The organism is Paenibacillus sp. P36, from assembly GCF_045866505.1.
Lineage (GTDB): Bacteria > Bacillota > Bacilli > Paenibacillales > NBRC-103111 > Paenibacillus_E > Paenibacillus_E chondroitinus.
Window position 1 is genome coordinate 2445618 of the sequence record NZ_AP038372.1, and the last position, 13286, is coordinate 2458903.

A 13286-nucleotide genomic window follows, 5' to 3' on the forward strand; every position below is an offset into this window, starting at 1 on the left:
GATGCCTGTCGTTGATTTGTCGTTAGAGCAGTTGAAAACCTATGAAGGGCGCAATCCGAGGCCGATCGATTTTGAGACCTATTGGGATCAGGCGCTTCATGAGATGCAGGCCGTTGATCCTTGCGTGGAACTCATTCCGGCTGAATTTCAAGTGCCTTCCGCTGAATGTTTTCACTTGTATTTTACAGGTGTAAACGGAGCGCGTATTCACGCTAAGTATGTGCGTCCCAAAACGGCGGATGGACAGCATCCGGCTGTCCTGCAGTTTCATGGGTATTCCGGCTGCAGCGGGGATTGGTCGGAGATGTTGGCCTACACAGCGCTTGGCTGCTCAACCGCATGGCTTGACGTTCGCGGCCAAGGCGGGCTGTCCGAGGATACAGGCGGTGTCGTCGGCAATACGTTGCGAGGCCATATCATTCGCGGATTGCAAGATCATGATCCGCACAAGCTGTTCTTCCTTCTTCCGTCATGTGTTTCTGGATACGGCGCAACTAGCCGCCATCGTGATGAACTTTCCGGAGGTGGATGCGGGCCGGGTTGGCGTTACCGGTTGGTCGCAAGGAGGCGCACTGGCGATTGCTTGTGCGGCGCTTGAGCCGAGAGTTCGCAAAGTGGCCTCGGTCTACCCCTTTTTGAGCGATTACAAGAGAGTTTGGGAAATGGACCTAGCGAGGGATGCATATTGGGAGCTTCAGAATTTCTTCCGTTATTTCGATCCCCAGCATCTTCGAGAGGAAGAGTGGTTTACCAAACTGGGTTATATCGATATTCAACATTTAGCACCACGAATTCAAGCGGATGCATTAATTGGTGTTGGTCTGATGGACACCGTTTGTCCGCCATCTTCGCAATTTGCTGCCATCAATAAACTGAAAACATCAGTCAAGCTTGAAATTTATCCGGATTTCGGTCATGAACCGATTCCAGGCTTGAAGGATCAGATTCTGCAATTTATGGCCGATTTGTAGAACAGGGCAGAGGAGCTTAATGAGATGAAAAGCGTGCGTTTTGGGATAGTGGGCAGTGGTTATTTCGGCGGGGAGCTGGCCAGGACGTTACATCGGCTTGAAGGCTCAAGCGTCGTTGCCGTTCATGGGGGCAGTCGAGCCGAACTGTTGGCGGAGGAGCTGCATTGTGAAGCGATCGAAAGCCTGGAGGATTTGGTGCAGCGTGATGATATCGATGCCATTATCGTGGCCTCCCCGAGCCATGCTCACAAAGAACCGGTTATGCTGGCAGCCAAACATGGCAAGCATGTGTTTTGTGAAAAACCGATTGCTCTTACATTGACGGATTGTGAAGAGATGGTCCAGGCGTGCAAGTCGGCGGGCGTTGTATTTATGGCCGGACATATCATGCATTTTATGAACGGCGTCAACCAAGTCAAAGCTTGGATTGCCAGTGGCGAGATTGGCCGACCGCTTGTCTGCCATGCCGAACGGACCGGCTGGGAGGATAAGCAAGCCAATGTCAGCTGGAAGAAAAACAATGCCACCTCAGGCGGGCATCTATTTCACCACATTCATGAGCTTGATTTCTTGCAAGCCATCATGGGACCGGCGGTATCGGTTTGCATGGCTGGGGGCAACCTGGGGCATCAGGGAGAAGGCTTCGGCGATGAAGAAGACGTCCTGCTCCTGACATTGGTGTTCGCAGACGGTACGCTCGGAACGATGCAATACGGTTCGGGATTTCGCTGGGGCGAGCATTTCGTCAAGATCAACGGAACCGAAGGAGCGATCCTGCTGGATTTGAAGCACTCGAAAGTTGAATTGAATCAGAACGGACATATCACCAGCCGTCATCTGAACGATTCCGCCGAAGAAGATTTGGAACGCGCGCGGTCCTATCAAAACGTCGACGGCGCTGTCGCTTACGGGACAGCCGCTTCCAAGATGCCAAGCTGGTTAGCTGCTCTGATCGAGAAGGAAATGTCCGCATTCCGGGATACCGTAAATGGAATACCTGTAGGTGAAAGTGTGAAAATGCTGTTTGATGGGACAGCTGCCACAACGTCTATTGCTACCGCTGAAGCCGCTATGACTTCTCTGCGTGAGAAGAAGTGGATCTCCCTATCATGAAACGAAGGAGCGGGAGGCAATGACTTCTTTGGGATTCGGTGTCATCGGATGTGGTAATTTCGGAGGCGAGTTCGCCAGAATTTTGAATGGGCTCGAAGGTACGAGAACAGCTGCTGTAGTTGGAGGAGCAGACGATAGCGCCAGGCTGCTGTCGGAAGAGCTGCAGTGTGACACGGCTGCAAGTGTTGAAGCGCTGGTCGCACGCGATGATGTGGACGCCGTCATTGTGGCCAGTCCGAATCATCTTCACAAACAGCATGTCATTCTCGCGGCACAGCATGGCAAACACGTATTTTGTGAGAAGCCGATTGCTTTATCTTTGGCCGACTGCGAGGACATGATTGAGGCTTGCCGGAGTGCCTCTGTGCACATGATGGCCGGACATATCCTTCATTTTATGAGCGGCGTGCAGCAAGTGAAGCGCTTGATCGAACAGGGTGCCATTGGGAAGCCGATTGTTTCTCACGCGGAGCGAACGGGATGGCAGGATAAACAAGCCGGCGCTGGTTGGAAGCAGGATCCTGCCCAGACCGGAGGGTATTTATTTCATTTTATCCACGAGCTCGATCTTGTTCAAACGCTTATTGGAAGAGCGGCATCCGTAGTCCTGGCAGGCTCATGGATAGATCCCGCCCTTCATGCTTCCAGCAATCCGGATCATCTGCTGCTGACCATGGAATTTGCAAGCGGAGCTTTAGGTACGATGCAGTACGGCTCCGGATTCAGACAGGGAGGCCACTTTGTCAAAATCAACGGAACGGAAGGCGCTGTGTTCGTCAACTTTAAACGGTCCGAAATTGTCGTGAAAAGCGGCGATCAAATCACATCGTTTGGCATCAACGGGAATCCGGATGAGGATGAGGACCGTGTTCATGATTATAGGCGGGCAGAGGGGAAAGTCGTATTTACAAGCCCTCAAACCCGTCCGCCGCTTTTCTTAAGGAAGCCCATGGAAGCGGAAATGGCGTGCTTTCGCGATGTGATCACAGGCAAGCCTGTGGCTCCGGCGTATCTCTCGCTCTTCGACGGGACGTCAGCCCGTTTTTCGATCGCAACCGCAGAAGCTGCAATGGTCTCGCTTAGGGAGCAAACGTGGAAACAAGTAAAAACATAAAAGTAATTGATTTCTTGGAGAACCGCATCCGCCTAAGCAGAAATGGCTTGTGCGGTTTTTCTATTAGAGGTACACAGTTGGAATGGAGGTGGGTCCATGTATAAGGTTCTTATCGTGGATGACGAAAAAAACATCAGGGAACGATTAGTCACCTTGTTTCCATGGAAGGAAGCGGGATTCCAAGTTGTCGGTTCAGCCTGTGATGGCCTCGAAGCCCTTGAACAAATGGAGCAGCACAATCCCCATGTGGTGTTAACGGATATCCGGATGCCGGAAATGAACGGTCTGGAGCTTGCCCAAAAGGTCCAAGAAACGTATCCAAACACGAAAGTACTTGTCCTTTCCGCCTACGATGATTTCAAATATGCCCAAGATGCCATCCGGTTCGGTGTAAAGGGTTATTTATTGAAGCCTGTGATGAAAGAAGAAATTATGGGGGTTATGCATAATCTGGCCATTGAGTTGAAGAAGGATGAAGACATAGCCGATAGCCAAAAGACGGGACTTCCCGGCCTACAGGAAGAAGCGATGCTCATCGACCTGATCAAAGGGGAACATGTACGACAGTACGACGATCCATGGCTTCAGGATTATATGCGGGTCATCGTTTGTTCGTTCGGCAGATGGTTTGAAAAAGATTCAAGTTTATCGATTAGGCATTATATTGCTGCATGGACGATGGATTATTGGAAGGATAGCCAGACTCCCGTCTTATATTATGGCAACCAATTGGTACTTTTTGCACATCATCCCCGGCCAATCAGCAAATATGATTTGAAAGACCAGCTAGAACATTATTCGGATTTGCTCAAAGCATCGCTCAGATCCGTCTTTGGGAAAGAGTGCGTGCTGTCAATCAGTGTCGGCAATTTGATTAAGGATCCCAGCGAGATCCACTCTTCCTTTAATCAAGCCGTTTACGCTTTGAGTTATCAATTTTACAATCATCCTCATGCGATCTTTTTTTACCAGGAATTGTTGGCTGGAGAGCGTGACGAATATGCCAAAGAGAACGAACAAGAACAACTAAGCCTTGTCATGGACAAATTGATTCAATCCGTTCTTGCCCGTGAAAAAGAGGAAACCGCATCCCGGCTTCGGGGCTTCTTTGATGTCGTGGAACAAGGGAAACGGATGAACATAGAAGAAATCAGAATAACCTTTTCAGAGATCATTCTGTCGCTTTCTTTGAAAGCCAAAGACAAAGGACTTGCGTTGCCGACTTTGGATAAGAAGCAGGCACTTGTCTATATTTATACCGCTCCATCCCTCGGGGATTTGAAAATATGGCTGAAACAAACGATCGAAAAGCTGTCAATCGCGCCTATCGAGCAAAATGATGAAAATCGTTACGTCCATACAGCCAAGCAATACGTGCATAAGCATTACGCCGCTAAGATTACGCTGGAGGATATGGCGGGGCAATTATTTATTCATCCGTCGTATTTCAGTTCCATTTTCAAAAAAGAAACCGGCCATAATTTTATTGATTATGTGAATGAAGTCAGGGTTCGCAAATCCGTAGAATTGCTAAAGCACAAAGAGTATAAGATCAAGGAAATTTCTGCGATGGTAGGCATTCATAATCATTCTTACTTCAATAAGGTTTTTAAGAAAGTGATGGGCGTCAAACCTCTTATATTTCGGTCTAACCCTACTTACAACCAAAGCGGAGGCTCATGATGTTTCGGAAAATGTGGGGATTCCAGAGGATTTCGTTTCGAAATTTTCTGATGCTGTTTTCTTTAAGCGCCATGCTTATTCTATTATTGCTGCTGAGCAGCGTTTTTTTTGTTAAAATCAAAAACTTTATTGAAGAAAAAAAGCAGTTTGTCATCAGTACCCGAATGAACCAGATTTCCTATGAGTTAAATACGAGCCTTAGCAATATGTACGCGATGGTCAATCAGTTAACGACGAATGAGCGGATTGCCGACTATATGCAGCAAATGGGTGAGACGAGTACAAACGCCATTACAAAATATCAACTTTCCATGGATTTCGAGAAATATTTGTACAACATCCGGCAAGAAAATGAAATCATCGACTCCATCGTCGTCATTACATCCCAAAATCAATTCAGTTCCGATCACACTTATTTGGACTTCGATCTGAACGGGATTCAGGTGAAAAGCGAGTTAGCCAAAGAACATCATCTGGTGCTTCAGGGGAAAGCTGCTGCAAGCCTCACCCCGCCTTCTGATCCTGATCATCCCAAAGGAGTGTCGCGTGCGCTGGACGAGTTGAATAAACGGGTGTTTTTTGCCGCCAATCTGATAGGGAAAGACGGAGCCAATAACGGGGTTATTTTAATCCTGTTGAACCCTCACTATGTGAAGGACGCTGTACCTTACAACGAGAACATCCTGCTGTTCGACGCTAATCGCGATTTGATTTTTCGCGGGTCTGAAGTGGATTTATCTGTTCGTGTGGAAACTCATGATACGACCATTCCTTTTAATCATATGCAGCTGGTCTATGTTGAACGGATGGACGTTTACCAGCAGCAGCTCCTTTTCATGGCCAAATTAACGGTAGCTACCTGTTTGCTGGCTTTACTTGTTGCGTTCGTTTCTTCCAGGGTCATTTCAAGCAAAATCCTGAAACCGGTTTATGAGGTCATCCAATTATTCAAGATGTACGAGTTTGCGAAAGATCGAGGGTCGAATGAATGGAAATTCGTGACGAACATCGGCCGATTCAATCTGCGAGACCGGTTTTTGCTTTATTTTATCATTACGATATTGCTGCCTCTTCTTGTCTATATGGTTATCTTTTACTGGAAATCCTCCAACATCGTGGTAGACGATTTAAAAAAGAGCCATGATTCCTTGTTTGCGAAAACAGCCAGTTATTTGGAACATGATATCAATCAAAAAGAGGTGCTGATGGCTCGAATTTCATTGGATACGGCCGTACAGCATGAGATTCTGGCAAAGGATATGAAAACGCTTGAAAAAGAGCTGCTGTATGAAAATCATGATTTAGGGCTGAATCGGGATGTCATTCGTATTTACGACCGATCCAACACGCTGATATTTTCAAATCGATATAAACAAACCGGAGAGTTGGACCTTGGCTTTTACAATCAAATGAAAGGGTCCGGCAGAAAAATAAGTTATCATCTGACCAAGGATGACTTCGGCAATGCCTCCATCGTCTTGGGAATGCCGATCATCTCGCTGGAGAAATATCCGGAAATTGTAGGTTATATGACAGTGGATGTAGATAGTGGGTACCTTTCCAATCTGTATGGGGAATTCAAGCAAAACGGCAGTGAAATGTTTATCGTTGACAAAGACAACCGGATTGTATCCCATCCTATTGCGGCACAAATCGGGAAAGTGCTGGATTCGCCAATTGGGTCCTTCAGCGGGAATTATTACGACTTCACCAAGGAGATAGGCGGTGTTTCATGGACGTTGATTTCCAGGTATAACGAATCGGACGTGGAAAAACAGGTTATTGACTTATTTGTAAGCAACTCGTATCTGTTTTTTCTTATCTTCCTTCTCATGCTGTTGTTTTCTTTCTATATGTCGCAGCGCATGCTCAAACCGCTCGGCAGGCTGAATCAAATGTTGAATGAATATGAATTGGGGGAAAGCCACCGAATTGTTTTGGATCGTGTATCCGGCATTGACGAAGTGAATCTGCTCAGTCGTAATTTCAATCTGATGATCAAACGAATCGATGATTTGGTCGTTGAAACGCTCGTCGCAGACAAAGAAAGAATCAAACTGGAATATGAGAAAAAAGAAATTCAACTGATTGCCTTGCAATCACAAATCAATCCGCATTTTTTGTACAACACATTGGATAATCTCATCTATCTTGTTGAGACGAAAGAAGTGGACAGAGCCGTCGAAATGATCAATTCGATCTCCAGACTATTTCGATATATCACGAACCGGGAACAAATGATCCGAATGAAAGATGAAATCATGTATGCCAAAACCTATATACACATCATGTCCTGCAGGTACGATAATTTTCAATGCGTGTGGCATGTGGATGATGCGATCCTGGAGTGCGGCGCTTTAAAGCTGATTCTGCAGCCAATTATCGAGAATGCTATCCATCACGGAGCAAGGCAAACCAGAAAACAGGTAACGATTGAAATTGCCTGTATGCTGCAAGAGGGTACTATTCGTATGACCGTTACGGACAATGCGTTAGGCATGCGGCAGGACCAATTATCGGAAGTTCGTGAGCGGCTTGCGGATCCCGGTGTGAAGAAGGCTGGCATTTATAATGTCCATGCACGGATCAAATTGCATTTCGGAGAAGCCTATGGACTAGACATCGACAGCCGATATGGAGAGGGTACGAGGGTGACCATTCTACTTCCGGCAAAATGGTAAAAGCAGCTCAAACATATTGAGATTGTGGTACAAGATCTAAAGATCGTGTCACTAATCGAAGCTGCTTTTTTCTATAATCGAAATTGTAAGCGTTACCAAGATATCGTAGAAAGGAGAGGCAACTTAACCATGGAAATCACCCTTCAGCAGGCTGACGCTCCATCCGTACGCAAAAAAAATGAAATCTGGCTTAGAGCCAAGAAGATGAAGATGCTCTACCTCATGATGCTGCTTCCGATGATTTTGTTATTCGTTTTTCATTACATTCCGATTTATGGCATTGTGATTGCTTTCAAAAAGTTTTCGCCCGGCTTAGGCATCTGGAAAAGTCCATGGAACGATTTTGCACATTTCAAAAGTTTGTTACACGACTCTCTTTTTATTCGCGCTTTAAAAAACACGCTGATTATCAGCGGGTTAAAGTTGGTCGTAGCTTTTCCGGCTCCCATTGTGCTGGCCGTGCTGTTAAACGAAGTGAAACAGGTGTGGTTTAAAAAAGTAGCGCAGTCCGTTTCGTATTTGCCGCACTTTATGTCTTGGGTCATCTTAGCATCCATGGTGGGCGAGGTGCTTTCTCCTCAACGGGGGATCATCAACTATGTCATCCATTCGCTCGGGGGAACGCCGATCAATTTTTTAGCGGACTCCCATTATTTTATTCCCATGCTGATCTTGACGGATGTGTGGAAAGAGATCGGCTGGGGGGCCATCATTTATTTGGCAGCTATTTCTTCGATTAATCCGGATCTTTATGAAGCAGCAGATGTCGATGGGGCGGGACGATTCAAGAAGATGCTGCATATTACAATCCCGTCGCTCATTCCGATGATCGTGATCTTGTTTATCCTGGGCCTGGGCAACATTTTGAACGGTGGCTTCGATCAAATTCTAAACCTGTATAACCCGGTTGTTTATGAGGTCGCTGACATCATTGATACCTACGTATACCGGAAAGGTCTGGAACAGTTTCAATTGGATTATGCGACAGCCGTCGGTTTATTCAAAAATGTCGTGGGCGTGATTCTCATTGTGGGAGCGAATGCCATCATCCGCAAACGAAGCGAACATGGCATTTGGTAGGAAGGAGGAGCTGGGAATGCTCAAAACGCGAATGTCCATTTTTGACACGTTCAACATGTTAGGGATTAGCATATTTTCACTTGCAGTTTTATATCCGTTCTGGCAAACGTTCGTTCTGTCCTTCTCGGATGCGAATGGCGCCTCAACACTTGGCATTCATCTATGGCCGGAGCAATGGGTAACGGTAGCCTATCAGTTCGTTTTTAGCTATCAAAACATTACGTCCGCCTATCTGAATACGATTCTTCGAACCGTTATCGGTACGGCGCTCATTGTTTTTTTTACCTTACTGGTGGCTTATCCGTTATCCAAGAAAGATTTGCCTTTTCGTAATTACTTCACAGCCTTTTTCCTTATCGCCATGTTTTTCTCGGGGGGAATGATCCCCACTTACTTATTGATTAAAAGTTTAGGACTCCTTGATAACCGTCTTGCGCTCATTTTACCCGGAGCGGTTAATGTGTTCTCGATTATCATTATGCGCAATTATTTGATGACGCTCGATAAAGGGCTTGAGGAGTCGGCGTTAATCGATGGAGCCGGTTATTTCAAGATTTTGACCAAGATTATCATCCCCTTGTCCAAACCGGTCATTGCGACAGTTGCGCTGTGGGCGGCGGTGGGGCACTGGAATGCATGGTTTGATGCGATGATCTATATTCGCGACCCTTCCAAAACGGTTCTGCAGATGATTGTCAGGCAGATGATCGTTGCCTTGGATTTGTCGCAGACACAATTCGGCGGCGGCGGGGCGACAAATACCAATTTACTGCTGAGCAATGTTCGTGCAGCGACGGTTATGATGTCGATTGGTCCGATCATTCTCATTTACCCGTTCGCGCAGAAATATTTCATCAAGGGCATTATGATCGGCTCTTTGAAAGGTTAATCACCGTCGTCAATCCATAAGACAAATAAAGGGGAGGCAATTTGTATGCAAATTCGATTCAAGGTTTTATTTTCGGCGGTGCTTGCCGGATCACTAGTGATTGGATCGGTAGGGTGCAGTCAGCAAGAGGCATCCGGCGTCAGCTTGGCAGGCCAGGCACAAGGGAATACAGCTTCGGGGATGCCTGCGCCTGGGGACTTCTCCAAGCCGCTTGATTTAAGGCTGACAGGATCTTTTACAAGAGGAAAGATTGAGGATGGAAACTGGGTGCAAAAGAAATTGGAAGAAAAGTACAACATTAAGATCAGCAACGTGAAGGTGGATACGTTTAACAAAGACCAGGTGCAATTGCTGGTCGCATCTGGAGATTTGCCGGATACGTTTTCCTTTACGGTGCAGTCCCTGTCGGCGTTGGAATTTTACGAAAACGGCCTGACGAGAACAATTCCGAAAGAGATGCTGAAGAAATACGCGCCCCTTTATTCCAAAATGCTGGATGAAAATGTTCCGGGCTGGGATATGAATTTGGCGCCGGGAAAAAAAGACGAATATTTGGCTCTCGTCGGGTATCAGGGACATACCAAAAACTTAATTTGGGCGCCTACCTTCCGGCTCGATTGGCTTGAGAAACTGGGGATTCAACCTCCGGGCGACATCAAACCTATTGGCACAAGTGGAGGCTTGGAACGAATCTACTTCACGGATAAGGCCTATACGCTGGAGCAGACGGAAGAAATCCTAAAGGCTTTCACCCAGAAGGATCCGGACAGCAACGGGAAAAACGATACTTATGGCATGCTGCCGTTCAACAACTCGTTTACGGCCTGGGGCAGTACGCTACTCGGGGCATATGGGGTAGCTAGCGGCTACAACCTGGAGGAGAACGGCAAACTGACGGCTGCTGAAATTTCCGATAAATACAAAGCGTTCTTGAAGATGATGGCAAGATGGAACAAAGAAGGCTTGATTGATCCCGAGTGGACGACAATCGATGTGAACAAGAGCTGGGAGAAATTCAAGCTGGGCAAAACCGGCTATTATCCGGCGCAGCCTGCTTATGTCGGGATGGACGCTTGGACGAAGGGGCGTGCTCCGGCAAACATTATAGAGAAGGACCCCGCCGTTAAATTACTTGTAACCGCGCCTGAGATTGGCCCGAACGGGCAGCAAGGAGAAGGCGCCTTCACCCCAGTGAACAGGCTGGGCGATGCTTTCTACGTTTCCAAGAAAGTGACGGATGAGCAGCTGGTACGTATTCTGCAAATTTTTGATTATATCAACTTTGATGACGATTCCCGCTGGACACTTTACGGAGATGTCGGAACCCATTCCACCTGGCAGGGAACTCCGGAGAAATCGGAGATTAAAGTCAAACCAGAGTACCCGGAGAACGAAGGGAGTATGGGCTTCTGGGCATATAACTTCAGGTCGTACGATGACAAACGAGCGTCCTATCAGACCTCTGAAGCAACGACGAAGTTGAAAAATGATTTCTTCGGCAAACCGGACGTATTGAAGAAGATGGAAATCAGGCCTTTCAAATGGGATTTGATGAACCAAACAAAATATGCCGATCTCAACAAACAATACAGCGGTCAACTGAATACGATCGTGAATGAGTTCCGTTTGAAAGCCATTGCCGGACAAATCGATATCGATAAAGAATGGGATAAATACGTTCAGAATTATTTGAACAGCGGTGGTAAAGAAATTTTGGCTGAACTTGACAAGTCGCCGAAAGTCGCCGATTTACTGAATCAAAAATAAAAAACAGGACGTGAATCTCATGAATAAAAGCGAAGCAATTTCTTTATTTTATCCCGGTTTAGCTGGATCGGCGACCTATCGAATTCCATCCTTGATCACGACTTCCAAAGGAACGATTATTGCCGGCATTGATGCGCGTATTAGCAATAGCCTGGATAATCCTAACAAAATCAACACAGCAATAAGACGTAGTGTAGATCATGGAGTGACATGGGATGATGTGCAGCAGCTTGTGTCCTATCCGGGAGAGGGACGGGACGGGGCGGCAGCGATCGACACCGCTCTGCTTGAGGACGAAGTGACGGGAACGATTTGGATGCTGTTTTCACATACGCCTGGGGGTATTGGTCTTAGGTCTTCCGAAATAGGAACGGGGTTTAGTGAGAACGCCGAAAGACTGCTATTTGACAGCAGCGGGCATACCTATCGACTGCTACCGAACGGTCATGTATTCAATAGCCAAGGAGAGAGTACCCCTTTCACGGTTGATGAAGAAGGCAATGTCCTTGTTGACGGAGGGAAGAAGGGCAATATTTTTCTGAAAAAAGGGATAGATCCCGATGAAACGTTATTAGAAGCGAGAACTTCTTTTTTGCAAATCATTAAAAGTGAGGATGACGGTCTGACATGGTCGAGGCCGATCGAGTTAAATCCCGCGGTGAAAGAAGCCTGGATGGCGTTTATTGGAGCGGGGCCGGGAAGAGGCATTCAGATCAAGCATGGTAATTACAAAGGAAGGCTTGTCTTTCCGATTTACTTTTCGAATCACCATGGAAAAATGTCATGCGCCGTTATTTTCAGCGATGATCATGGAAAAAGCTGGCGCAGAGGCGCCTCGCCGAATGATGGAAGAACGTTCATCGGGCAATCGTTGAAGGCAGAGACATTAAGCGCGGAGGGGGCGGACCTGACCGAATCGCAGGTGATTGAACTTCCGGATGGCGGGCTGCGTGTATATATGAGAAACCACGCCGGTCTGCATCGTACCGCTGTGGCCATGAGCCTGGATGGCGGCGAGACCTGGAGTGAAACGAAGTATGATCAGGCCTTATTGGACCCGGTTTGCCAATCCAGTGTAATTACCTATCCGGACATGGGAGATGGGAAAACAAGAGTTTTGTTTGCCAATCCTGCAGATCCCCAAAAGAGGAGAAACGGTACAATCCGTTTGAGCGAAGACGGAGGAAGCACCTGGAGGTATGCCAAAGAGGTCGATGGATATACGTTTTCGTATAGCTGTTTAACGGTTTTGGCTAATGGGGACATTGCGCTGCTGTATGAAAGCGATTTTTCTGAAACGAAAGAGATGACCATCAAATTTACAACGTTTTCACTGGATTGGCTCGCGTCATCCTAACAATCAGAATATAATCAAAAGCCCTTGAAAATTTCAAGGGCTTTTTCAGTTGATTTTAATATACACGGTTTGCATCCTTATTTAACTGGTAGATGGACCAGGCCAATAAAGCAGCAAAACAGGACCACAATAAGTAAGGTACCAGCAACCACGCAGCAAGTTTGGAATAAGGAAGGGTGAAATATATCAGCAGAAACGAAGTGAAGGCTACAACAACCGTATCAAGGAAAGCCAAACGCAAGTTCTTTAGGTTAAACTCGATAAAGGTAAAGGCTTGATTAGCGATATAGTTGATCAACAAAGTCACAAAATTGGCCAGGGAGGCTTCCTGAAAACCATTTGTTTTCGTATAAACAATGGCTATCGATAGTGAAATTAAAGCATATATAATGCTCCACACAATGCCAAATAGTTTAGGGGGAGGGCTCCAAGCTGGTTTATTAAGACTAGTATAATAATTAATATCGGTAGGAAATAAAACAGCGGAGAGCGAAAATAATGCATATGCAAGGATAAACACGGTAATAAACATCATAAGAAGCACCTCCATAAAGTCGTCCAAGCTTAATACTATAGTATTTACAAATCTTGAAAAGGATAACCTGTTGAGCAAAAGAAATGGAGTGAAGTC

General features: G+C 46.5%; 9 protein-coding genes and 1 pseudogene. 9 read left to right on the forward strand and 1 reads right to left on the reverse strand.

Annotated features, from left to right (window positions below):
* Window position 1: 1 nt before the first annotated feature.
* The 9 genes and pseudogenes from ACKTT9_RS11150 (at window position 2) to ACKTT9_RS11190 (ending at window position 12655) form a co-directional block, all read left to right on the forward strand.
* Window positions 2-971: pseudogene (locus ACKTT9_RS11150) on the forward strand (acetylxylan esterase).
* A 24-nt stretch (window positions 972-995) separates the two neighbouring features.
* Window positions 996-2084 carry a Gfo/Idh/MocA family protein gene (locus tag ACKTT9_RS11155; protein ID WP_407871592.1) on the forward strand — a complete coding sequence of 363 codons (1089 nt, stop codon included), beginning with the start codon at window positions 996-998 and terminating at the stop codon, window positions 2082-2084.
* A gap of 19 nt (window positions 2085-2103) precedes the next feature.
* Window positions 2104-3198: a Gfo/Idh/MocA family protein gene (locus ACKTT9_RS11160; protein WP_407871593.1), complete on the forward strand. Its 1095-nt coding sequence runs from the start codon at window positions 2104-2106 to the stop codon at window positions 3196-3198.
* A 96-nt stretch (window positions 3199-3294) separates the two neighbouring features.
* Complete coding sequence (locus ACKTT9_RS11165) at window positions 3295-4881, forward strand: response regulator (RefSeq protein ID WP_407871594.1); 1587 nt, start codon at window positions 3295-3297, stop codon at window positions 4879-4881.
* Window positions 4878-7562, forward strand: a complete 2685-nt coding sequence (locus ACKTT9_RS11170) for a sensor histidine kinase (RefSeq protein ID WP_407871595.1) — start codon at window positions 4878-4880, stop codon at window positions 7560-7562. Before ACKTT9_RS11165 ends, ACKTT9_RS11170 begins: the two co-directional genes overlap by 4 nt.
* A 129-nt stretch (window positions 7563-7691) precedes the next feature.
* Window positions 7692-8642, forward strand: coding sequence for an ABC transporter permease (locus ACKTT9_RS11175; RefSeq protein ID WP_407871596.1), 951 nt, complete (start codon window positions 7692-7694; stop codon window positions 8640-8642).
* A 16-nt stretch (window positions 8643-8658) separates the two neighbouring features.
* The gene (locus tag ACKTT9_RS11180) at window positions 8659-9531 is read left to right on the forward strand and encodes a carbohydrate ABC transporter permease (protein WP_407871597.1); all 873 of its coding nucleotides are present in this window, start codon (window positions 8659-8661) and stop codon (window positions 9529-9531) included.
* Between the two features lie 45 nt (window positions 9532-9576).
* Window positions 9577-11298, forward strand: a complete 1722-nt coding sequence (locus ACKTT9_RS11185; RefSeq protein WP_407871598.1) for an ABC transporter substrate-binding protein — start codon at window positions 9577-9579, stop codon at window positions 11296-11298.
* A gap of 19 nt (window positions 11299-11317) precedes the next feature.
* Window positions 11318-12655 carry an exo-alpha-sialidase gene (locus ACKTT9_RS11190; RefSeq protein WP_407871599.1) on the forward strand — a complete coding sequence of 446 codons (1338 nt, stop codon included), beginning with the start codon at window positions 11318-11320 and terminating at the stop codon, window positions 12653-12655.
* Window positions 12656-12710: 55 nt separating this feature from the next.
* Here ACKTT9_RS11190 and ACKTT9_RS11195 read toward each other — a convergent pair whose 3' ends face one another.
* On the reverse strand, window positions 12711-13190 hold the full coding sequence (locus ACKTT9_RS11195) for a TspO/MBR family protein (protein WP_407871600.1): 480 nt from the start codon (window positions 13188-13190) through the stop codon (window positions 12711-12713).
* Window positions 13191-13286 lie beyond the last annotated feature (96 nt).

What these genes read in the sequence shown, in the direction of transcription:
- ACKTT9_RS11155 (WP_407871592.1), top strand. Translation starts at nt 996, where the DNA reads ATGAAAAGCGTGCGTTTTGGGATAGTGGGCAGTGGTTATTTCGGCGGG.
- ACKTT9_RS11160 (WP_407871593.1), top strand. Translation starts at nt 2,104, where the DNA reads ATGACTTCTTTGGGATTCGGTGTCATCGGATGTGGTAATTTCGGAGGC.
- ACKTT9_RS11165 (WP_407871594.1), top strand. Translation starts at nt 3,295, where the DNA reads ATGTATAAGGTTCTTATCGTGGATGACGAAAAAAACATCAGGGAACGA.
- ACKTT9_RS11170 (WP_407871595.1), top strand. Translation starts at nt 4,878, where the DNA reads ATGATGTTTCGGAAAATGTGGGGATTCCAGAGGATTTCGTTTCGAAAT.
- ACKTT9_RS11175 (WP_407871596.1), top strand. Translation starts at nt 7,692, where the DNA reads ATGGAAATCACCCTTCAGCAGGCTGACGCTCCATCCGTACGCAAAAAA.
- ACKTT9_RS11180 (WP_407871597.1), top strand. Translation starts at nt 8,659, where the DNA reads ATGCTCAAAACGCGAATGTCCATTTTTGACACGTTCAACATGTTAGGG.
- ACKTT9_RS11185 (WP_407871598.1), top strand. Translation starts at nt 9,577, where the DNA reads ATGCAAATTCGATTCAAGGTTTTATTTTCGGCGGTGCTTGCCGGATCA.
- ACKTT9_RS11190 (WP_407871599.1), top strand. Translation starts at nt 11,318, where the DNA reads ATGAATAAAAGCGAAGCAATTTCTTTATTTTATCCCGGTTTAGCTGGA.
- ACKTT9_RS11195 (WP_407871600.1), bottom strand. Translation starts at nt 13,190, where the DNA reads ATGATGTTTATTACCGTGTTTATCCTTGCATATGCATTATTTTCGCTC.